The sequence below is a fragment of the Luxibacter massiliensis genome (assembly GCF_900604355.1).
GTDB lineage: Bacteria > Bacillota > Clostridia > Lachnospirales > Lachnospiraceae > Luxibacter > Luxibacter massiliensis.
Window position 1 is genome coordinate 2764849 of the sequence record NZ_UWOE01000001.1, and the last position, 21891, is coordinate 2786739.

A 21891-nucleotide genomic window follows, 5' to 3' on the forward strand; every position below is an offset into this window, starting at 1 on the left:
AATATGGGACAATTTTTAGAATATGTAAAAATGGCTCTTGATAATATCCGTTCCAACAAAGGCCGTTCCTTTCTGACCATGCTCGGTATCATCATTGGAATCACATCCGTTGTTACCATTGTCTCTATCGGAAACGGACTGAAAAAGGACGTCGTGGATGCCTCCAATGAACAGAATAACACTGTCACTGTACAGGCCAATACAGATGAGGTATCGGATCCAAGATGTATCACCGGGGAGGATATTGCATTTTTAAAAACCTCTCTAAGCGATTCCATACAGAGCGTCTCTGCATACGAAGGGACTATGGGGAAGATTTCTACCAGAAAAGGGGATTTTGACGCTTATATTGGATTGACTACCCCGGACTACGAAAACGCACAGTACACAGACCCACTGGTTAAAGGGAATTATTTTACTGATAACGACGTAGCCAACGCAAATATGGTCTGCGTAATCGATGAACTGACAGCATTATATATGTTCGGGAACACAGATGTCATTGGGATGAGCGTTGAACTGCAGGTGGACAGCAGCATACAGAGCGTCAGTATTATCGGAATCAGAGAGACTTCTCCTGAGATGATGGAGGCTGAAAAGCAGTATCTTGCTATGGGGATGGATAAAAGCATTTCCTTAGAAATGCCCTATACAGTTTCCAATGCCTTTGGAAATCCAATCGAGGCCTTTTCTTCTGTCTCCATTACAGCCTACGACAAGGAGCAGGCATCCCGAATCGCTAAAAATGCTGTACAGATTTTAAACTCCAGGCATCAGGATTTAGGGGATACTCCATTTATGCAGCAAAAACCGGTGGATTTCTCTGACATGTTCGGCTCTATCATGGACGGGGTTACTGCATTCGTGGCATTGGTTGCCGGTATTTCCCTCATCGTAGGGGGGATTGGCGTCATGAATATTATGTTAGTTTCAGTCACTGAACGTACACGGGAAATCGGGATCCGGAAGGCGCTGGGCGCTAAGACCGGTTCCATCATCGCCCAGTTCCTCTGTGAATCTGCCATCATCTCAGGCCTGGGGGGAATCATAGGAATACTGCTCGGCGCAGCGCTGACGGCCCTAATAACCGCACTTGGCATAGGAGGGATTAAAGCACAGCTTTCCTTCCCCGCCATACTGGTAGCCACAATTTTCTCCTGCAGTGTAGGAATTGTCTTTGGGATCTACCCTGCAAGAAAAGCGGCGCGCCTCAGTCCCATTGAGGCACTCCGCAGAATGTAGGGGCCAAAGTCCCCAAACGGGCGTACGAGGCAGCAGACTAGCGGCGATGCAAGCATAGGCGGGTTTAGACCTTAGCGGCAGTGGCCAATTAGACCAGTAAACATGTCCCCTTGTCTCCTTGCCCGCGGGAATCAAGGGTTGCCTGCCGGATTCGGAAATATTAATTATTTTATTTCTCTCCATTTAGGAGTATAATAGAATCAGTATTACAACATTCAAATAGCACGAGGAGGGTTTTTATTATGAAGAAACAAAGTAAATTATTAAAAGTGTTATCTATTATCCTGATTGTCATCGGCGCCCTGAGCCTTTTATCCAGCATCGCTTCAATCGCCATGAAAGGAATTATTGAACAGTCCTATGCAGCCTTAGGAATGGCAGCACCCACCACAGTTACATACATCATTATGTTTGTGGGATCCGTCATCATCCTTGTTGCAGGGATCATCGGAGTAGCCTATAAGTCCAGACAGGCTGTGCTTGTTATGGGAATCCTTCTGGCTGCATATTATATAATCGATATTATATTCTCCACAGTCACAATGGGATTCTCTGCTCTCAGCCTGATTAGCTTGATCTGGCCGATTCTGTATCTGTGGGGTTGGTATCAGTCTAATTAATCTGTATACAAAGGCCGTCCCCGCCTGGGTTTCCAGGAAGGAACGGCCTTTTAAATTTTAAAATTAAAGAAAGTCCCCTTGGGGCACCCTCCGTAAGGAAGGTGCTCCAAGGTTTTTGTATCTTAAATTAAAAATTGTTGTGTTGAAGCGGTATAGCCTGTTGGCTATGCCGTTTTTGCTTTGTTGCGTTCCCGTTCTTCTAAATGCTCTTGAAACGCATTTTCCATTTCTTCGGGACTGAGTTCCCTTAAAATGCCAACGCCGTTGTAGTAAATATCCATCAACTGAACACGCTTTCCGTCAAGGTATCTCGGTGCATACACGATAATCCTATCGATAAACTCGTGTATCAGTTCGGGCGTGAGTTCCTTGAGTTCGGTAATCTTCTTTACCTTGTCAATGAATTTTTGCAGGCTCTCGGTCTTGTCCGTTTCAGTTTCGAGATAATTTTCCATTTCGGGAATACCTGCCTTTAAGCGTTGTTGTTCTTCCTCGTAAGATATTGAAAGAGTCGCATAGCGTTCATCAGATATTTTACCGATAGCGTTATCCTCATAGATTTTCTGTATTAGACTGTCAATCTCATCAATACGCTTTTTTGCCTTGTTCAGTTCACGGCGTTTCTGTGCAAGTTCTTTCTTTTTGTCATCGCTGTAACATTCCATCTGCTTGCGGGCAAACTCTTTTTCAAAGGCTTGCACATTTAAGAGGATTCGCCGCATACTTTCCAACACTGTCTCCGTTACAACTTTTTCTCGGATATAGTGGGCGGAACACACTTCGGAATTTTTGCGGTAAGCGGAACAAAAGAAATATGCCTGTTCCCGTTTGTAGTTGTTTGTCACACTGTAATACAGTTTCTCTCCGCAATCCGCACAGTATAGCAGCCCTGAAAACGGACTGACAATTCCGCTTTTGGTCGGTCTGCGGCGGTGCTGTCGGAGTTCCTGCGCCAACTCAAATACCTCTCGTTCAATAATGGCAGGGTGGGTATTCGGGAAGATTTTCCATTCCTCCTGAGGTCTTTCAATCTTCGTTTTGTTCTTGAAAGACTTGGTTGTGCTTCGGAAATTGACCGTATCCCCACAGTATTCCTGCTTAGCAAGAATATCTGCAATGGTTGCTGAACACCAGTTAAACGCTCTTTCAGGCGGCTTGCCGCAATTCCTTCCGATACTGTTCCAATACTCCGTGGGAGTCATAACCTTGTCGGCTTTCAGCTTCTTGGCGATCTGCGTTGGTCCGAAACCGTCAACGCATAGAGCAAAGATTCTTCGTACCACTTTGGCAGCTTCCTCGTCAATCATCCATTTCTTTTTATCATCGGGATTTTTCATATACCCGAACGGTGGATTTGTTGTTAGAGGAACGCCTGACATACCCTTGCTCCTAAAGACATTGCGTACCTTTTGGCTTGTGTTTTTAGCGTGCCATTCGTTGAATAAGTCCTGCATAGGAACAAGGTCACTGATACCTTTTGCGGTGTCGATATTGTCCATTATGGCGATATATCGTACTCCTAAACTGTCAAAACCTTTTTCTAATAACTGACCGACAACCAAGCGGTTACGACCGAGACGGGAATGGTCTTTGACAATCAGCGTGCCAATCAAGCCCTTTTCCGCAAGTGCCATTATCTCAGTAAAGGCAGGTCTTGCAAAAGTTGTACCCGACCAACCGTCGTCAATAAATACACGGGGATTTGGAAAGCCGTTATCTTTTGCGTATTTCTCAAGTATGGATTGCTGATTTTTAATGCTGCCTGAAGCACCTTCCTGCTCATCATCACGAGACAAGCGACAGTACAAGGCAGTTATCTTTTCTGACTGTTTATTCATAGTTCTCCTTTCCACAGCCAGATATGATAGGATTTGTAGGTGTACCTATAATACCATATCGGCTGTAATTATTCAACGCTTTAATGCGGTAAACTTAATGTTTTCTACTCTTTTTTCAGGACAATGCGTTCCACTTTTTCGGTGATGTTCTCGCCTGCGTTTTCTTTGAAATAGGCTCTGACTGCATAGAGCGTACCGTCTATCTCTTTTACAAAGTTCAGCGGCTCAAGATACATACTCTGCCGAAACCACGCTATACGCTCTTCTTTGGAAAGGGTGGCAAGGTGGTCGGTTATCTCATCGAGCAGTGTATAAATCTCTCCAGTTCTCTCTATGGTATTGCCCTGATTATCTACATACATCATCGTGCGTCACGCTCCCTTCTCTGTGATTTTCTGTTCTGTTCAGCTTCTTTTGCCCTGTATTCGTTGGCATAGAGTAAATCGGTTTTCTCCTGTATTTTAAGAGACCGTTCTTCAATCCCCTTGTTCAGTTTCAGTTGCTTTTGCAGTTCCGTTATCCGTTCGGTAACGCCTGTTTTTTCCTCTCGTAAGGTTTCTTTTTCAGCTGGTGAGGCTCTGCGGATTTTGTTTTGCAGTTTGGTGCGGTAGGAAATCAGCTTGTCCATTTCGCCCTGCAACTTGTCTCTGTCTGCATACAAATCATCAAAGGTTTCAATCCCGTATTTGCCCATATACCGCACCTGTTCTGAAAACATCTCAAGCTTTCTTAAATCTTCTTTGAGATATGGACTTGTCGGTTTGTATTCCGTGTTCTTCGGCAGAACGCCTAACAGATAACAATAGTGGAGATACAGTTTGTAGATGTGGCTCGTCTTTTGAAAAGGCTGAAACCAATCCCGCAAATCCTGCGGCATTTGCGGCGGATAATTGATTGTCGCTCTGCGGTTGCCGAAGGAAGCGTATGCACCCATTGTCCTTTGGATATTTTCAGGCGTCCATCTTTTGTCCAGCGTATCAAGCCTTGTGAAATGCTCGTACTGTGGCAATCGTATTTTCCAATGCTTGCCTGTAAAGTCTGTAATATATCCTTTTCGCCGCAGATACTCCTCCATATAGTAGGGGCGGCGGCTGAAATTGATGGCTTCTTTTACATCTTCCCGATAAACATTGTATCTTGTCGGCTTGCCGCTTTTCTCATCCAGCCATACCTGTCTCGACGGTGCTTTACAAGGATTTTCTATGACCGATAAGCCGTGTTCCCGGCAGGTCCGGTCGGAAACATCACGGAGTTTTCTCTGCTCTGATTTGGAATAGTTGTATTTCTTCCCGTCCAAAAAAGAAACCGAATTGAAGCAGAAATGATTATGAAGATGGTCTTTATCAAGGTGGGTAGTGACGATGATCTGATACTTGTCGCCCCACATTTCCTTTGCGGTCTGCAAGCCGATTTGGTGCGCCTTTTCGGGCGTAACCTCATCGGGCTTGAAACTTTGATAACCGTGCCAAGCGATATAACCATTTTCTTTACCGTACTGCTTTTTCGTTAAAATCATCTGTTGTAACGCAATCTTTTTTAGACAGTTGATAGCGGAAACATATTCGCCCTGCTCGGTGGCTTCGGGGCGGCTGACATAGGAAAACACATCCCACAATGGTTGTAAGTTGGGATTGTCTGCTCTTGTCTTTTCAGGATTTTCTACATAGGCAATGAGGTCTTTTAGTCTGCCTTCGATATGCCAAAGAGAAGTGGTAGCCATTATTCCACCTCCTGTAAATCAAGGATTAGACTTTCAATTTCCTTGCAGATTTCTAAAGCAGAATGTTCATACTTAGCACATTTCTGAAAGCTATTATGGACAGAGTAAAGGGTATTCAATAGTTCCCAAAACTCTTTTGCAGGTTTCGCCTTCGGCATTTTCCCTTTGCAAAGCTGACGGATAAACTCCGATTGTGACAGTCCACACGCTGCCGCACAGCGTTTCAATTCTTCATTTTCTTCTTCGGTTAAGCGTACTTTGATACGCACTTTTTTATTGTTTTCTTTGTTCAAAAATATCATCTCCGTTCTTGTGTTTTATCGTTTTGCAGGGTCATAGGGCAGCACGCCCTGAGTTAGTCCACACGCCTTCAGGCTGTGGATTGGGATTGTGGGGTCACAATCCGATGCTCGCTATTCCTGTGGACATCGTATTTCTCCTTGCCGTTCTATCCGAATGTCGTTCCTGCCCCTATTTTTTTAGCGGTGTTGTCTCGCTTACTCCCGAAAGAGCGGTCGTTGCAAAATCATATCCCATTCAGACGGTCATTCAGTTGTTAATCGGCAAAACAAAAAAAGCCGATTCACAGAGACATCAAAAATCGGCGGGAGATTTTCTCTCGCTTCAAAATGATGTTCTATGTAACGGCTTTGAAATTCAAAGACGGGACTGTTTGTTCATCCATTCACTCGCTGACAGTACCCAAAAGCATAGAGTGCCGATGGCGGTATTTTCTCTTAGCATACCGCAGGCATTGGGCGGTCTTACACCGCATTCCTAATCGAAACATCTTGTATTTAGTTGTAGCCCTCTTTCAAAAGAGATTTTATTATACCAAAACCCACGCCGAAAATTAAGTTTTTGGTGAGGTTCTGTATAGTTTTTGCAAAAGCAGGGCATACTATTTTGTTACACTATCTGTCGAACACTCTATTATCGGCAAATATATGTTAAAATGATTTTGAAGCACATTGTAATTATTCCGATATTGTGATATACTAAATTTATATAAGTAGCCCTCAAATCAGGAGGTATGAAAGATGGAATATTTAACAGTTACACAGGCGGCGGAAAAATGGGGTATCTCTACCCGTCGTGTTCGTTTGCTTTGTGCCAATGGTGAAATTGACGGAGTTATCCGCAAAGGAAAATTATATATGATACCTGCAGAAACAGAAAAACCGTTGGATAAACGAAAATTGCCTAACAAAAGAAAACGCGGCAGATTCGCAGATATACTAACTGAAATTGATATTAAAAAAGTTAAACTTGACGATATGCGTCCGCTTACTGCAGGCGAAACACAGCGTTTGCTTGATGAATTTATGGTTGACTTCACCTATAATTCAAACGCTATCGAAGGCAACACGCTTACTTTGAAAGAGACCGCTATGGTGCTTGAAGGGATGACGATAGACCGCAAACCCTTGAAAGATCATCTTGAAGCTGTCGGACACCGTGACGCATTCCTTTACATTGAAGATATTGCACAAAACAAGACAAGGTTGAGAGATATGGAAATCAAGGCGATTCATTCGTTGGTACTAATGAATAGACCTGAAGATAAAGGAGTTTACCGCCGTATTCCTGTCACAATTGCAGGTGCATATACCGAACCGGTACAACCATTTCTCATTGAGCCGAAATTGACGGAGTTACTTGCCGAAAATGAAGAGCGTAAAAAGACAATACATCCGATTGAACGCATTGCCTGTTTTCACCTTGAATTTGAGGGAATACATCCTTTTATAGACGGTAACGGCAGAACAGGTCGATTGATTTTAAATCTTGAGCTTATTCGTAATGGCTATCCCGCAATCAATGTGAAGTTTACTGACCGTAAACGCTATTATGATGCTTTTGATGCATTTTATCGTGACGGCAAAGCAGACGATATGGTGTTACTTGTTGCAGAGTATGTAAACGAACGCCTTGACCGATATTTAGAAATTGTGAAAGAGTAAAAGTATTAGGAGAAACAAAATGAGTACAAATATATCAAAACAAAAGCGTGAGGACTTGCTGAATAAAATCAAAGAAATCCGAGCCTTTATTTCTGCTGCACCGCAGGATGAGAATGCAGGTAATCTGCTTTCCTATCTTTCCGATTTGGAGAAAGAGGTAAACGGCAAGAAATACGGACTTGTATTTGAGGAGCACCGTGAGGAAATCGACGAAGTGCTGGATACCCATACCCCGGTACTGACGGAAGATAAAGACTTGTTCATTGATAATGGTGGACAGATGAATTTTCTTATCGAGGGAGATAATCTTACTTCACTAAAGTTGCTTGAAAAGACACACAAGGGTAAAATTGACCTTATCTATATTGATCCGCCGTACAATACGGGAGCAAAAGACTTTGTATATGATGATGCGTTTGTTGATACCACTGATGGTTTTAACCATAGTAAATGGCTGTCATTTATGAAACAACGCCTCACGCTGTCGAAAAGGTTACTTGCACCCTATGGAACGATTTTTATGTCCATAGATGACAATGAATTTTCCCAGTTAAAACTATTGTGTGATGAGGTCTTTGGCGAAAACAATTGTGTAGGCACAATCCTATGGAAAAAGAAAACGAACGGTAATAATATGGGGTGGCTTCCTCCTGTACACGATTACATATTGTGCTACTCAAAAGAAATTGAAAAAATATATGACTTAGGCTTTGAAGTTTCAGAAGAAGATATTCTTAAAAATTATAGCAATCCCGACAATGATCCTCGTGGACCGTGGACAACTACAGACTTATCAGCAAATCATAAAGGACCGTATTTTCCTGTTACCAATCCAAAAACTGGAGATGTTCATTATCCTCCTGACGGAAGATATTGGGTGTTTAACGAGCAGGAAATACAGCGAAGGATAGCCGATGGAAGAATCATTTTTGGTAAAAGTGGAACCGCAAGACCGGTGCAACGAGTTTTTGCGAAAGATCGAAAATTTTCAAAACGCAAAGCGGAATCTTGGTGGGATAATCACGGAATGAATGCCGATGCAACACAAGAATTAAAAGATATTTTTGGTATCGCAAAAGTGTTTACACATCCCAAACCGACCCAACTCATCAAGGATATTGTGACGATGTCCTGTAGTAAAACTGCAACTATTCTCGACTTTTTTGCAGGCTCCGGTACTACAGGACACGCTGTGATGAAACTAAATGCCGAAGATGGCGGCAATCGTAAATTTATCCTTTGTACCAATAATGAAAATAATATTTGCCGTGATGTTACATATGAGCGTATCAAGCGTGTGATTGACAAAGATGGGTACACCGCAAGTCTTAAATATTATAAGGTTGACTATGTTCCCATTTCCGATCGTATGTATTACGAATATGCGGACGAGTTGTTAAAGCATATCCGTGAACTTGTTGAACTTGAAAACGGCGTGAATTTCACGGGTAATGCAGAAATTGCTATCGTGCTGACCGAAGAAGAACTTGATGATTTTATGACAAATATCGAAGCCTACGGCAAGTGCCACAAACTGTATATGGGGCACGATTTGCTGCCCGATGAGGAACAGGAACAGTCCCTTGCTGACCACGGTATCGAAATCAATATCATTCCCGACTACTATTATCGGGATTTACAGGAGGTGTAAGCGGTGCAACTGAAAAACTTTCAATTATCGGCTGTAAAATCGCTTTTTGAGGCGATGGAAAAGCCTGCCCGTGACATTATTCTAAAAAGCCCTACGGGCAGCGGAAAGACAATTATTCTTACATATTTTATGCACCAGTATGTGCAATCCTACTGCCATACCGTGTTTGTATGGCTCACCCCCGGCAAGGGCAATTTGGAGGAGCAGAGCAAGGAAAAGATGGATAAGTATATTCACGCTGCTCAGACAAAGCTGCTCTCCGATGTAATGACGGGCGGCTTTGAAGAAAACGATAACTGTTTCATCAACTGGGAAAAGCTAACAAAAAAGGGCAACAACGCCCTGAAAGACAGCGAACGCACCAACTTCTTAGAGCATATTGAACACGCTCTGAACGCCGGTTTACATTTTATTGTTATTGTGGACGAAAGCCATCAGAACAACACGGTGAAGGCGGATGAAATCATCCAGTATTTCCATACGGACAAAATCATTCGTTGCTCCGCTACGCCGAAAGGGATTAAAAAGGCGGAAATCATAGAAATTCCTGAAGCGGATGTTATTGCCGAGGGACTTATCAAGAAAATGCTTATAATTAATGAGGATTTTCCCCAGCAGGTAGAAATGGAGAATGCAACCAGCTATCTATTAAAACAGGCTTATGCTAAGCAGCGTGAAATCCATGCGGAGTTTCTTTTCAATGGGAAGGATATTAATCCTTTGATCGTGGTGCAGATTCCAAACAAATCGGAGAAATTGCAGGACGATGTGGAACGCTGGTTTGAAACGCAGGGCGTAACCTATGAAAACGGTCAACTTGCGGTGTGGCTTTCTGATATGCACGAAAACTTGGAGGGCATTGAAAAAATCAATGCTCCCTCTGTTGCTGTTATTATCAAGCAAGCTGTTGCCACGGGATGGGACTGTCCGAGAGCCGCCATTTTGGTAAAGCTCCGTGACAATATGGATGAAACCTTTGAAATTCAGACCATCGGGCGCATTCGCCGTATGCCGGAGGCACACCACTACGGCAAAGATTTGCTGGATAGCTGTTATCTCTACACTTTCGATGAAAAATTCACCGCCGGTGTCAAGTTGAGTCTCGGCAAAGGGGCGTTAGAAGCAGCTACTCTGTTCCTTAAAAATGAGTATAAAGGCATCACCCTGACCTCCGAACAGAGAACAATGGTGACAGATCACCGCAATCCTAAAAAGGCTATGCTCTCTGTAGCAAAGTATTTTGAAGAAAAATTCAAGACTGGATCGAACAAGACGGAGAACAAGGCACGCTTGCAGGCGGCGGGTTTTGAATTTAGCGCTGATATTCTGCGTCACACCCTTTCGGGTGAAACTGCAACCTTGAATTTTGCTTCGGCAGATATGAATACGGTCATCATTACCGAAAGGCTAAATACCCACGATCACGGTCATATGTACCATCAGAAGGTGGGTAAAATCGGTATGGAGATTGGAATGGAATACAGCTATATGAATACGATCATTCGTAAGTTATTTGATCGCAATTTTACATATAGCCGTAAAATCCTCGCAATGGAGCCGAGAGAAGTCTATGCATTTGTTATCAACAACGCCGATCTGCTACGCCATACGGTGCGTGAGGCGATGGCGGCGGAACTTGAACAGCTTACTCTTAATATTAACCAAGTATCAAAGGTGTCGTTCCATATTCCGCAATCCTGCCTGTTTACCTACGACGGTACAGCAAAAACACAGTTTGAAATGAAGAAAAATGTATATCAGGGTTACCTTTCCTCTGCGGAAGTCCGATCATCTTCGGAACGCAAATTCGAGAAATTCTGCGAAAAGTGTGATGCCGTGGAATGGGTATATAAAAATGGTGATAAAGGCAATGAGTATTTGTCCATCGTATATGCGGATAATTCGGGCAAGCAAAAGAATTTTTATCCTGACTATATTATCAGTGTAAACGGTGAAATTTGGGTCGTGGAAACTAAGGGCGGCTTTGACCGTAGTGGCAATAGCCAAGATATTGACATTTTCACGCCGAAAAAATTCGCCGTGCTGAAAGATTATTTGGAACGCTACAGCTTAAATGGTGGCATTGTCCGCTATGATGAAAAAAGTGAAGAACTGTGCATTTGTATGGACAGCTATTCCGAGGATATTAACAGCGATAGTTGGGTTGTGCTGAGTGATATTTTAAAGTGAGGTGAAAGTCTTGAAGATAACTGACCATAGGGTGCTAACCAAGTTTACTCCTGCAAAAGTTCAATTTTTCAGAATAGATCCTGAAGATATTTCAGCAACATTATCAGATATTTTGCGCGCTCTTATGGACTTGTCTTGGCTCAGTAAATTCGATCAAGACTTTGAACAGAAAGCTTTTGCCTCCCGTGCAAAGAAAACTATTGATGATATTAAAGAAAAGTTTGACAAATGCATTGGTGACAATGTCAGCAAAGATGCTGGTGAGTATGTAGTATCTGAATTAGCCAGAGAAACTATGGTATCGAAATTGGACTATTTAGATATTCCTCTTGATGAACTTGTTGGTAAAAAGCGTTCTGGAAATCCTGGGTTTGATTTTCATTCACAGAATAAGATTACGGATACAGTTATTTTCGGTGAAGCGAAATATATTGCCACTACAACAGCGTATTCATCGGCATTGCCACAAATCGTTGATTTTATTAAAGATGGAAAAGATGTTGAAGATCTTCCTGAATTAAAACCGTTCTGTACAATGTCAGCTTTGCAAAGGGCAGCCGATGGAAGAAAGGGGTTTTCTGCTGCGTTTTCAGCAAAAACTACCAATACAGATAGAATAATCGCTAATATCACGAAGCGCCCGGACTTTCAATCATTACTTCAATATGAAGAACTCATTTTGGTGGCGGTGGACTTATGAATACTGTCTTAGAAAAGGGCAATATCATTGCCAAAATCCGAAAAGGGGAAGATTTGGAGCAGATTATCGACTATGTCAAATCTGAGATTTATCAAAATGGACCCAATAACTCGCTGGTTTTAGAAATAGTATCATATTTTAAACTGTTCCAACCAGAATTTTTCAAAAAGGACGAGCAAGAAATCATTGCCACGATGGGGCTGTTTTTCAAACAGCCCAAAATTGAAAGCCTTACAGGCTCAGTCTTTGAGATGTATCACCAGCAACTCAAGGATGAATTTGGCAATGACTATACGCCAATGCAAGCAGATATTCTCAAGAAGATACGAAATTTGCAGTATTTCAGCTTTTCAGCACCAACAAGTACGGGGAAATCATTTGTATTTCGACATCTTATTTCTGAATGTTCCAATGATGTGGTTGTCATCGTCCCCTCAAGAGCACTCATTAACGAGTACTACGACCGATTGAACAATCTTGTGGATCGAAAAACTGTAAATGTCCTGACTTTTGTTGATAGGATTAATACAAAACACATTCACAGAAATATTTTCATACTGACACCTGAGCGTGCAAAAGAGCTGTTCAAAAATAAAGATTGGCTAAAAATTGATTTGATTCTGTTTGATGAAGCACAACTAAGCGATGAGCACTCGGTGCGTGGTCTCTATTTTGATAGTATTGTGAGGCGAGCACTAAAGTATTTTCCTGATGCAAAATTTGTTTTTGCACATCCGTTTGTTGAAAATCCTGAAGCACAATTACAGAAGAACGGCATTGAAACCATTGATACAACGGCAACATATAGCAATTATGAATTAAAAAATGTAGGACAGATTTTCTATACCCATGACACCACGAACCAAAAATTTTATCATTTCGGGAGTGATCCTGCAACGTTGGGAAAACGAAAATTGGAAGCAAACTTTGATCCCATAGAATCAGCACTAAAAAAGGGGGGTAGTGTACTGATCTATGTACCAAAGTCACACATTTATAGTAAGCAGATATATGGGCAATTTCAGAAGTATATTTCTATATGTCAACCAATTAATGATCCTACTGCAATAAAAATGATAGATGAGCTAAAGGAGTATATTGGTGCTTCAACAACTGATAAGTCGTTTTATAACTCTGATATGCTGGAAAAATTGAGATGTGGTATTGTTGTTCATCACGGTTCAATGCCATTGACAGCCCGTTTGATATTAGAGCATTTTACGCAGCAGGACTTCTGTAAAATCTGTTTTGCTACTTCTACACTGGAGCAGGGAATCAATATGCCATTCGATGTGGTTTATCTTGACCGCTTCGAGGAAAGTAAGGCACTGTCTGTTAAAAATCTGATTGGTAGAGCCGGTCGCTCTACCAACAAACCTGTATTTGATTTTGGTAGCGTCATTTTACGACCAAATGCAATGAGTAGATTCCGAAAAGTGTACCGCAAGAAAAATACTCTTTCGTCAAAATCTCGATTAGATACAACAGACGATAAAATTGATGAGAAATATGAGGAGTACAAAGAAGCAATCAAAACAGGGGAATTTTCTGACGAGTATAATCTTACAAATAAAGATCTTGAGAAATTAAAGTCAGATAGCGTTACTACGGTAGTCCCTACATTGTTAGATATGATGTTTACTGATGCAGGGTTTGTGTTGCCTAATGCAGTAGCAAAAGAGGTGTATGAGGACTTTCAGTGCTTATACAAGCAGTACTTAGGTCGAGAACTAACCGCAGCAGAAAAATTCGTTTTTGATTCTGCCATCAAAATAATGATATGGAAAGTGCACGGCAAAACATTTAGTAAGATTTGTCAAGAGAGATATGCTTATGTTTCCAATGTTACCCAACGGCGATTACTGTCACGAGCAGGTCAACAAGCTCGTGCTGATAGCCTGACAGTTCGATATATTGCAGGTTATAGTGATATCCCTGATAAAGAATTGCGTACTTTCCCCTTATTCCCTGCCGCAACAAAGGGTAAAGATGTCGATTACGACCGTATTGTTTATGATACATATGATTTTCTCGATAAACTTATAGGGTTTAAGCTGAGCGATTTGTTCTATGCGATTTTCCATCAGTATTATCTTGCGTATCAAGACGATCGTGCTGAAAGATTAGCAAAGTACATCAAATATGGAACGGAAGACTCAACTGAAATATGGATGTTACGATATGGATTTTCTTTCGAAGAAATCGAATGGTTGAAGCCTTGTGTTGAAAGCATTGATCAAATGGAAATTAAATTTAACGAAAAAATTGAAAATCTCAGTGATGCTCAGAAAAGTAGTATTTCAAAATTTATTTTTTAAAATTATATAAGTTTTGAGAATATCTCACAATGTGTAATTGAACTTAGAACGGCGGCAAGAATTTCTTCCTGCCGCCGTTCTAAATTAGTTGTAAATTATATCGTGATTCACGATTTCTGTTGCTCTGCTTTGGATGTTATTCATTCGTGCAACCCACTCCATTTGATTATTCGCTTTTAGCTGCTCGGTCACACCCTCTCGCTCTGCCATCTGCTTTACCAGCTGAAAAAGCATATCTTCAGCCTGCTTGTTAATGTCAGCAAGGTAACCATATAGCTTACCGTTTGTTAGTAGATTGGTGTAGAACACCTTTCTGTGCTGCTTGATGTGCCGTAGGTGTCGTTGTCCCCATATACCGATAGCATTTGTTTCATTTTCATTTGGTAGGACAAGGTTGGGTAAATAATAATCGCCTTGTAGAGTGTAACTGATACCTGTTTTTTCATCAATGTAATGCTGTTTCATTTTTGTAATCCTCCAATATGATTGATTTTCCTACAATCCAATCATTCTGACTAATTACAAAAGCAAAGGGAGACAACTTCCTTACGAAGTGTCTCCCTTATGGGCATCTCTTCTCTAAATGGTTTCTTCTACAAAGTCAAACTCTTCCTGCATAACAAGTGCTGCTGCACCAATTGCGCCCAGATCTCTGCCAAACTCCGAGGCCATGATCTTAAGTCCTTTGTAGTTTTCTGCAATTGCATTCTCCTCCACACATTTTCTCAAAATGTCCAGAAATGGTTCCCCTATCCTTGCCAGCTCCCCATAAAATACAATCTTCCGGGGCGCGAATATATTAACCAGCATACTCAGAGTTTCCCCGATAAACCCTGCTATCTGCCTCATTAACCCTAATGATTCCTCGTGGCCGGCCAGGACAGAATCCACAAATGTTTCGATTGTGATGGCGTCCAGGTCTCCATTTACCATATCTAAAATCTCCAGAAACCTCTGTACCCTGATGCCATCCCTAATTTTACTTACAATCGCATTATCAGACACCTCGGTATTCAGGCATCCATACCTGCCGCAGGAGCAAATCCGGCTTCCCCCGCCTACTTTCACATGGCCCAGCTCGCCGGGAAACCCATTGACACTGCTCACAGGCATATTATTAATAATAGGCATGACCCTTGCCCCTGTACGCACAGATACAAACAGCATATCCTCGCATTTCCCATGGTATACAAGGCATTTATACGCATAAATCATAGAATTTACATTATTTTCCATGTAGCAGGGCAGGCCAAACTCATCCTGTATCATCTTCTTTAGGGGGATATTGTCCCACCCTTTCAGATGTCCATAGGAAATAGCCAAGCCATTTTTTTTATTGCTGTATCCCGGAACTCCCAAGCCGATGCCTACAACCTTCCCCTTCTGTCCTGCGAGCATCTCCAAAGCTTGGTTGATATTCTGGCGCATCAGACTCAGCACCTCGTCTGCGTCAATATGTTTTTCGGAAATGGGACTCTCTGCCGAATGTATGACGCGCCCTGCAAAATCCAGAATTACACAGTGCATGGAACGCCTGTTAAACTCAATGCCTATAAAATACCCGCCTTCAGGATTAATCCTGAGCCATACAGGCTTACGGCCTACTCTGGCCTCATCGCACTTCTCTTCGTAAATCAGTCCCTCATTCAGCATTTCATCTATAGTATGCAGTACTGTTGTCATACTATATGCAGTTTCTTTTTTTACATCATACCTTGAAACATTCTGCTGAAACCGGATGACACTTAACATTTTGTTTCTCTGATAATACTTCCGGCTATTCATTATAGATTCGCTGCCCATATTCGTACCTCTTGTATCCATACAAAATTTTCTATATTTATATCATACCCCCGTTTCAATCTACATGCAACTTAAAAGCCCTCATAACCTGCCTGCAATTCTATACTGGCGGCCCCGCCTATGCAGGGCCGCCAGCATCTTATAAACACAACCCAAATTAACCCTTAACCGCGCCTGCTGTCAGGCCTTTGACAAACTGTTTCTGGACAAGTATATAAAATACCAGCATCGGAATTGTAATCAGCGTCAAGGCAGCAAACAATGTGCCTGGCTGGCTGAAATATGCCCCATTATATTGCTGTGCAACAAGTGGCAGCGTTTTAATAGTATCTTTGGTCAGTGTACACATTGCAAGGAAAAATTCATTCCATGATGTCAGGAACTGCCATATGACAATTACCACAATACCCGGTTTGAGTAAAGGACATACGATCTGAAGAAATAGCCTGACCATGCCGCAGCCGTCAATTGTGGCCGCCTCCTCAAGCTCTGCCGGAATACCGACCATAAATCCCTGCAGAATTGTGATTGCAAAAGGAATCCCAAGAGCTGTATAGGGGAAAATCAGTCCCATATAATTGTTGATCCACCCCAGCCTGCTGTTGAGCTGAGTGATAGGCACAACCAGGCCGGCAATAGGTACCATCAACGTACATAAAAGAATATTATAGAGCAAAACTTTTCCATGTACATTTTTTCTTGAAAAGCCAAATACCGCCATACAGGCGCAGACTGTAACCAACACAACAGAGGTAACTGTTACAATGACGCTTCCCATAAAGTTTCTCCAAAGTTCGGGATTCTGCTTCAGCACATTTTCATAATTTTTAAATGTTATCTCTGAGATAAAAAGCTGGGGCAGGCCGATGGTATCCTGTGTACGCAGTGACATGCTTACCATGAAAATCAGAGGAACCATAAAAATCAGCGCAACAATGATTAGCACAAGAATCCAGATAAACATTTTTCTTTTTTCTTTAAATGTCATGGCCTATTCCTCCTCCTTCTTCATGAAATCACCGGCGCCAAGGCCCTTCACCTGTATAATCGTAAGAATCAAAGCAAACAAAAGTGTTACCATGGAAAGAGCTGAGGCATATCCCATTTGTTGGTTTGTGAACCCTGTCTGGAATATATAAGTACCCGGCATCTCTGATGCATGGTTTGGCCCTCCTCCTGTCATTGTATAGATCAGGCCGAAAGTCTGCAGGGATCCTATGATTCCCAGCATTAAGAGTGATTTATGTGTGGACGCCAGCATAGGGAAGTAAATATAGATGATTTCTTTCCATTTTGTAGCCCCGTCGATCTTCGCCGCTTCCTTCATATCCTCCGGGATCTGTGACATCCCTGCCACATACATAATCATAGACCATCCCGTCCATTCCCATATATTCGCAATAATACATCCAAAAATTGCCGTATTTGGCATTCCCAGAATATTGATCTGCCCGCCTATGCCAAGCTGTGACAGATAATGGGTAATAATACCTTGATAGGGCTGAAGCATCTTCCCCCAGACAATTGCAACTACTACCACAGATGTAACTACAGGAAGGAAAAATACGGTTCTGAAAATCCCTCTCCCTTTACGAAGCTGCTCCTCAATAATATAGGCCAGGAAGAAACCAATTCCTGCCTGGATTGGAACTGTTGTAATAATCCAATAAAGAGAATTCTTCATAGTTGTTAAAAACACTTTATCCTGGAATATCTTCACATAATTCTCAAGGCCTGTAAATGTCATGTTCTTCAATGTCGACCAGTCATACATACTGCTCCATCCCACAAATAAAATGGGGTACAATATGTAAAATAAAAAGAACAATACAGACGGCAGAATAAACAAGTACCCGGGGATATTATATTTTTTCTTTACTTTTGTTTTCACTGCCACATTACTCATTTTATATCCTCCTTCCCCGTCACATCCCTAAAAAGTCATATCTTTTATGATGTGTGGCAATCCAAATCTGTTATATATACCCAAGGACTTGTGTTATGGGTATATCTTGCCAGACATTCTCTATTTTCCGGCTATGTCTAAAGATGGGAGAACCATCTCCTGGAATATTAGGATATGATTCTCCCAGTCTCATTTCAATACTTCACACACATCCCAGACAGCCAGGGCTGCCTAGGCAGTGTGGAAATATTCATTTACCGTTCTTATAATGCATCCTGCGCATCCTGTACAGCCTGGCATCCCTCTTCTGGTGTCAGCTCTCCTGATCCAACGCCTGCAAGTGCATTCTGCAATGCTGTCTCAATGGTAGGTTCTCCAATTCTCTGATTCATAGCTTCATTCAGATCCTCTGAGAATCCGTTGTACTGTTCTACCAATGTCTCATTGAGTTCCTCATTCTTAGGCTCAATTCCCTTAAATGCCGGCAGGTTGTTTACGTCATCTACGCAAGCCTGGATACCTGCGCCTGAGCTGAAGGACTTAATTGCTGTCCATGCTGCTTCAGGATTCTCACAATTTGTTGTGATACCATAGCCAAAGTCAATTCCTCCTACCGGAGTAGCCGCATTAGCTGCTGTCCCTACTGGAGGCAAATAGAAGAACCCGAAATCCCAGTCAGCAACTGTTGTAGCCGGATCCTCAGCTGTGTACTCCTGGCACCACCATGAACCAAGCGCCATCATAGCTGCAGAATTAGAAACAAATGCTGGCGTTCCGTTTGTATTGGCGTCTGCAGACATAGCTCCTGTCTGGAAGATTCCATCATCAAACATTAACTTGAAGTTGCTCATGGCCTCTACCATCTTTTCGTCTGTCCACTTAATCTCTCCTGCCTGAGCTTTATCAAACATTGTTGTGTCAAGCTGTGAGCAGAGCATTGTAAACACATTCACACACTGCCATCCGTTTGCCCCTCCGAAGAACAAAGGCGCTACGCCGTTGTCATTGAGAGTCTTACATACTTCTTTTAGCTCATCATATGTAGTAGGCACTTCCAGCTTATACTCATCAAATACATTTTTGTTATAGACAATTGTAATAACCTGTGCTTCCACGGGAAGTATATAATTGCCTTCATCGCCTTCTGCATTTCCCATTTGGATCTGGTTCGCGATCATCTCTGGGTAGTTGTCCTTCCAGCTCTCGCCCCATTCTTCTTCTGCATAAGAAGTATAATCAACAAGATAATCTGCATACTGAGCTGTCAGGGAGCCTGGCTGCAGGCCAATGATGTCCGGAAGGCTGTCAGACGCTGCCGCCGCTGAAAGTGCAGATAAATATTCCGGGTCATAGTTATAATAAGTAAATTCAATATCAATATCCGGATTCTCTTCCTCAAATGCAGCTAACATTTTGTCACATGTACGTGTGATAGGGGACCATGACCACATAGTCAGTGTTGTTTTTCCGTCAGAATCCTCTGTCGACGCCGCATCATCGCCACTGCCGTCCGCGGTATCTCCTCCCCCGCCGCATGCTGTCATTCCGACAACCATTGTCAGTGCCAGTAAAACACTTGCTAATCTTTTCAGTTTCATAAATCTTCCTCCTTCTTCTCCTTTTTTATGCTTCTCTTCCCCCCGGGAAGTAGAATTCTTTATGATTTTACTCTCTTAGACCTATTCTCTTTATAAATTTCAAAAAATCTGGCAACCTCATCTACATCCAGAGAATCCTCTCCCCCCAGTATGTATTTGGTCAGTAAAATCTGCTCTGCAATGGATTCACATGCTTCCACGACATTCATTGCTTCCTCCACCGTCTTACCCACGGCAAGGCTTCCGTGGTTGCCAAGCAGAACGATACGGTAGCCATCTGCAAAATAGGGTTCTGCCATTGTCATAATGAACTTTGTTCCCGGGGCTCCATATGGCGCACATGGAATCTTGTGGAAATTCCCCATCATCTCGGGCAATGCAGTGGTCTCGATGTCCAGTCCCGCCATAGAAAATGCAGTCAGTACTCTTGAATGGCTGTGTACAACACCACCTACATCCCATCCATTTTCTTCACAGATGTCATATGCCATACTGTGCATAATGATTTCCGAAGTCTCTTTCATACCCCAGATTCTTTCTCCGTCCCCATTCACAACTGCTATTTTCTCTGGGGTCAGCAGTCCTTTATTCTGTCCTGTGGGCGTTATATAGATCTTTCCGTCCACTTTCGTAGAAATATTCCCTGCAAAGGAATTTACCAGACCTTTGTCATCCATACGCTTTGCCACCATCAGTACCTGATCAATCGCCTCTGATGAAATACCCAGCTCTTTCATTTTTTCATTAAGATTGTCGCTCATGTCCTCTCCTCCTGTTTCTTTTTTATCGCTATACACAGATCCCTTTCTCCATCATTTTCTGCATATCTTCATCCCATCTTGCTTTTTCTGCAGCATGGGGAAGATATTCCTTCATATCAAAAGAGCGCTGCGATAACTGCCTGATTTCTTCAATACTGGAAACTTCTCCCAGGGAGTATAACTGTGTCAGTATATTCCCTGCCAAGGTTGCATAGGGCATTCCACCGTACACGGGCATTCCCAGAGAATCGCTTATAAACTGCATTAATACATAATTGCGGCTTCCACCGTTGACTCCTGATATCCGCTCTACGGGAATATCCAGCTGCCCTCTCAGAAATTCCACACAATATTTTACCTTTAAAGCGATACTCTCTAAAATACATCTCGCAAACTCGGAATCACTCTCCAGAGTTTCTTGTCCCGTACGCCTTAAATATGTATTGATTTTTTCTTTTGCATTTCCACCTGCATTATTCAGCTCTGTATCATCAGCATTCACATACACTCTTCTAGACTGACAGGAAATTACCATGTCCATAATGGCCTGATAATCATAATCACGTCCCTCTTCCCTCCAGGTCCGGCGCAGTTCATTTAACAGCCAAAACGCCGCAAAATCACGGTACAATATCTTCCGTTGGCCAATGACTCCTGCATTCTTAAAACCGCCCTTATATGACTTTTCATTTACCACACTGTGGGAGAGTTCAATGCCCATATTAACATTCGTCCCAATGCTTAAATATACCTGATTAATGCCAAAGCCTGGAATCCCCACAACAGCCGAGGCTGTGTCATGCCCTGGGGCTGCAATTACCTTGGCTGCGCCCACGCCTGTACTGCGGGCGATATCAGGGAGCACTTCTCCTCTTATTGTCCCTGCGTCCACAATATCTGTAAGCATATGCTCGGGAATCTCAAGTTTCCTGAACAACTCTCTGGCCCAATCCTCCTGCTCCGGCTTCATCAACCCCGATGTGCCTGCAATAGAGCGTTCCGTGGACATTTGGCCAGATAAGAAATATTCCAGCAAGTCTGGCAGAAAAAGCATCTTGTCCGCCAAATCAATGATATGGTTCCCGTGTTCTATGTAGGAATAAAGCTGGGGCATCGTATAGGAACGGTTTGACTGACACCCTGTCAGCTCAAAAACTTCTTTTTTAGAAACTATTTCATAGATTTTATCCAGGGATTTTTCCGTCCGCATATCCCTGTAATGGTAAATCGGCTCCAGCAGCCTCCCCCTTTTATCCAGCAGGCCATAGCTTGCCCCCCATGTATCAATCCCCACTGACGCAACGTACTGGCCCTCAGAATAGTAAGACATTCCTTTCAGGATACTGTTATAGAGCGCGAACAAATCCCAGTACAAGTTTCCGTTTAATGACAGAGGCTGATTAACAAAATCAAAATAATCTCCAACCTCCAGTTTCTCACCGTCAAATCTCCCTTTTGCCATCTTGCCCCCGCTGGCGCCGAGATCTGCAGCAATAGATATTTTTCCGCTCATTTTTACGACTCCTGTTGTTTGTTATTTCTTTTTCGATAATATTATTCTAATCTTTATTGTCTATTTT

18 protein-coding genes are annotated in these 21891 nt (G+C 42.5%); 7 read left to right on the forward strand and 11 right to left on the reverse strand.

Translation table 11 applies throughout. From position 1 onward, the window contains the following. The first annotated feature begins 3 nt into the window (after nt 1-3). Both EFA47_RS12670 and EFA47_RS12675 read left to right on the forward strand, forming a co-directional pair. Nucleotides 4-1242, forward strand: a complete 1239-nt coding sequence (locus EFA47_RS12670) for an ABC transporter permease (RefSeq protein ID WP_122643615.1) — start codon at nt 4-6, stop codon at nt 1240-1242. A 242-nt stretch (nt 1243-1484) separates the two neighbouring features. Continuing rightward, a complete protein-coding gene (locus EFA47_RS12675; RefSeq protein WP_122643616.1) occupies nt 1485-1862 on the forward strand; it encodes a hypothetical protein in 378 nt (125 codons plus the stop codon). Nucleotides 1863-2026: 164 nt separating this feature from the next. Here EFA47_RS12675 and EFA47_RS12680 read toward each other — a convergent pair whose 3' ends face one another. From EFA47_RS12680 to EFA47_RS12695, 4 genes are all read right to left on the reverse strand, one after another. Next, nucleotides 2027-3700 (reverse strand): DUF4368 domain-containing protein, encoded by a 1674-nt coding sequence (locus EFA47_RS12680; protein WP_122643617.1) that lies wholly within the window; start codon nt 3698-3700, stop codon nt 2027-2029. Nucleotides 3701-3804: 104 nt separating this feature from the next. Continuing rightward, nucleotides 3805-4065 (reverse strand): transposon-encoded TnpW family protein, encoded by a 261-nt coding sequence (locus EFA47_RS12685; RefSeq protein ID WP_122643618.1) that lies wholly within the window; start codon nt 4063-4065, stop codon nt 3805-3807. After that, nucleotides 4062-5420 carry a relaxase/mobilization nuclease domain-containing protein gene (locus EFA47_RS12690; RefSeq protein ID WP_122643619.1) on the reverse strand — a complete coding sequence of 453 codons (1359 nt, stop codon included), beginning with the start codon at nt 5418-5420 and terminating at the stop codon, nt 4062-4064. The genes EFA47_RS12685 and EFA47_RS12690 overlap by 4 nt, the downstream gene beginning before the upstream one ends. Then, nucleotides 5420-5713 (reverse strand): ribbon-helix-helix domain-containing protein, encoded by a 294-nt coding sequence (locus EFA47_RS12695; RefSeq protein ID WP_122643620.1) that lies wholly within the window; start codon nt 5711-5713, stop codon nt 5420-5422. Before EFA47_RS12695 ends, EFA47_RS12690 begins: the two co-directional genes overlap by 1 nt. A gap of 747 nt (nt 5714-6460) precedes the next feature. Here EFA47_RS12695 and EFA47_RS12705 point away from each other — a divergent pair. From EFA47_RS12705 to EFA47_RS12725, 5 genes are read left to right on the forward strand one after another with little or no spacing between them, the layout of a single operon-like run. Next, entirely contained in the window at nt 6461-7384 is a 924-nt protein-coding gene (locus EFA47_RS12705) for a Fic family protein (protein ID WP_122643622.1), read from the forward strand. Between the two features lie 19 nt (nt 7385-7403). After that, nucleotides 7404-9035, forward strand: coding sequence for a site-specific DNA-methyltransferase (locus tag EFA47_RS12710; protein ID WP_122643623.1), 1632 nt, complete (start codon nt 7404-7406; stop codon nt 9033-9035). 3 nt (nt 9036-9038) lie between these two features. Continuing rightward, nucleotides 9039-11225, forward strand: a complete 2187-nt coding sequence (locus EFA47_RS12715; RefSeq protein ID WP_122643624.1) for a DEAD/DEAH box helicase family protein — start codon at nt 9039-9041, stop codon at nt 11223-11225. 10 nt (nt 11226-11235) lie between these two features. Further along, the gene (locus EFA47_RS12720; protein ID WP_122643625.1) at nt 11236-11925 is read left to right on the forward strand and encodes a hypothetical protein; all 690 of its coding nucleotides are present in this window, start codon (nt 11236-11238) and stop codon (nt 11923-11925) included. Beyond that, on the forward strand, nt 11922-14243 hold the full coding sequence (locus tag EFA47_RS12725; RefSeq protein WP_122643626.1) for a DEAD/DEAH box helicase: 2322 nt from the start codon (nt 11922-11924) through the stop codon (nt 14241-14243). Before EFA47_RS12720 ends, EFA47_RS12725 begins: the two co-directional genes overlap by 4 nt. A gap of 84 nt (nt 14244-14327) precedes the next feature. On the opposite strand, the gene EFA47_RS12730 is transcribed toward EFA47_RS12725, so the two are convergent. From EFA47_RS12730 to EFA47_RS12760, 7 genes are all read right to left on the reverse strand, one after another. After that, complete coding sequence (locus EFA47_RS12730; RefSeq protein ID WP_122643627.1) at nt 14328-14708, reverse strand: TnpV protein; 381 nt, start codon at nt 14706-14708, stop codon at nt 14328-14330. Between the two features lie 114 nt (nt 14709-14822). Then, the gene (locus EFA47_RS12735; RefSeq protein ID WP_164689999.1) at nt 14823-16046 is read right to left on the reverse strand and encodes an ROK family protein; all 1224 of its coding nucleotides are present in this window, start codon (nt 16044-16046) and stop codon (nt 14823-14825) included. A 157-nt stretch (nt 16047-16203) separates the two neighbouring features. Continuing rightward, nucleotides 16204-17034 (reverse strand): carbohydrate ABC transporter permease, encoded by an 831-nt coding sequence (locus tag EFA47_RS12740; RefSeq protein ID WP_122643629.1) that lies wholly within the window; start codon nt 17032-17034, stop codon nt 16204-16206. Between the two features lie 3 nt (nt 17035-17037). After that, on the reverse strand, nt 17038-17952 hold the full coding sequence (locus EFA47_RS12745) for a carbohydrate ABC transporter permease (RefSeq protein WP_122643630.1): 915 nt from the start codon (nt 17950-17952) through the stop codon (nt 17038-17040). A gap of 263 nt (nt 17953-18215) precedes the next feature. Further along, on the reverse strand, nt 18216-19550 hold the full coding sequence (locus EFA47_RS12750) for an ABC transporter substrate-binding protein (protein ID WP_122643631.1): 1335 nt from the start codon (nt 19548-19550) through the stop codon (nt 18216-18218). A gap of 59 nt (nt 19551-19609) precedes the next feature. Next, nucleotides 19610-20311, reverse strand: a complete 702-nt coding sequence (locus EFA47_RS12755) for a class II aldolase/adducin family protein (protein ID WP_235853261.1) — start codon at nt 20309-20311, stop codon at nt 19610-19612. A 28-nt stretch (nt 20312-20339) separates the two neighbouring features. Further along, complete coding sequence (locus EFA47_RS12760) at nt 20340-21824, reverse strand: rhamnulokinase (protein ID WP_122643632.1); 1485 nt, start codon at nt 21822-21824, stop codon at nt 20340-20342. Between the last annotated feature and the right edge of the window lie 67 nt (nt 21825-21891).

Excerpts from the sequence above, each read along its gene's own strand:
- EFA47_RS12705 (WP_122643622.1), top strand. The coding sequence starts at position 6,461 with ATGGAATATTTAACAGTTACACAGGCGGCGGAAAAATGGGGTATCTCT.
- EFA47_RS12760 (WP_122643632.1), bottom strand. The coding sequence starts at position 21,824 with ATGAGCGGAAAAATATCTATTGCTGCAGATCTCGGCGCCAGCGGGGGC.
- EFA47_RS12680 (WP_122643617.1), bottom strand. The coding sequence starts at position 3,700 with ATGAATAAACAGTCAGAAAAGATAACTGCCTTGTACTGTCGCTTGTCT.
- EFA47_RS12745 (WP_122643630.1), bottom strand. The coding sequence starts at position 17,952 with ATGAGTAATGTGGCAGTGAAAACAAAAGTAAAGAAAAAATATAATATC.
- EFA47_RS12750 (WP_122643631.1), bottom strand. The coding sequence starts at position 19,550 with ATGAAACTGAAAAGATTAGCAAGTGTTTTACTGGCACTGACAATGGTT.
- EFA47_RS12735 (WP_164689999.1), bottom strand. The coding sequence starts at position 16,046 with ATGGGCAGCGAATCTATAATGAATAGCCGGAAGTATTATCAGAGAAAC.
- EFA47_RS12730 (WP_122643627.1), bottom strand. The coding sequence starts at position 14,708 with ATGAAACAGCATTACATTGATGAAAAAACAGGTATCAGTTACACTCTA.
- EFA47_RS12685 (WP_122643618.1), bottom strand. The coding sequence starts at position 4,065 with ATGATGTATGTAGATAATCAGGGCAATACCATAGAGAGAACTGGAGAG.
- EFA47_RS12725 (WP_122643626.1), top strand. The coding sequence starts at position 11,922 with ATGAATACTGTCTTAGAAAAGGGCAATATCATTGCCAAAATCCGAAAA.
- EFA47_RS12670 (WP_122643615.1), top strand. The coding sequence starts at position 4 with ATGGGACAATTTTTAGAATATGTAAAAATGGCTCTTGATAATATCCGT.
- EFA47_RS12690 (WP_122643619.1), bottom strand. The coding sequence starts at position 5,420 with ATGGCTACCACTTCTCTTTGGCATATCGAAGGCAGACTAAAAGACCTC.
- EFA47_RS12755 (WP_235853261.1), bottom strand. The coding sequence starts at position 20,311 with ATGAGCGACAATCTTAATGAAAAAATGAAAGAGCTGGGTATTTCATCA.
- EFA47_RS12740 (WP_122643629.1), bottom strand. The coding sequence starts at position 17,034 with ATGACATTTAAAGAAAAAAGAAAAATGTTTATCTGGATTCTTGTGCTA.
- EFA47_RS12675 (WP_122643616.1), top strand. The coding sequence starts at position 1,485 with ATGAAGAAACAAAGTAAATTATTAAAAGTGTTATCTATTATCCTGATT.
- EFA47_RS12710 (WP_122643623.1), top strand. The coding sequence starts at position 7,404 with ATGAGTACAAATATATCAAAACAAAAGCGTGAGGACTTGCTGAATAAA.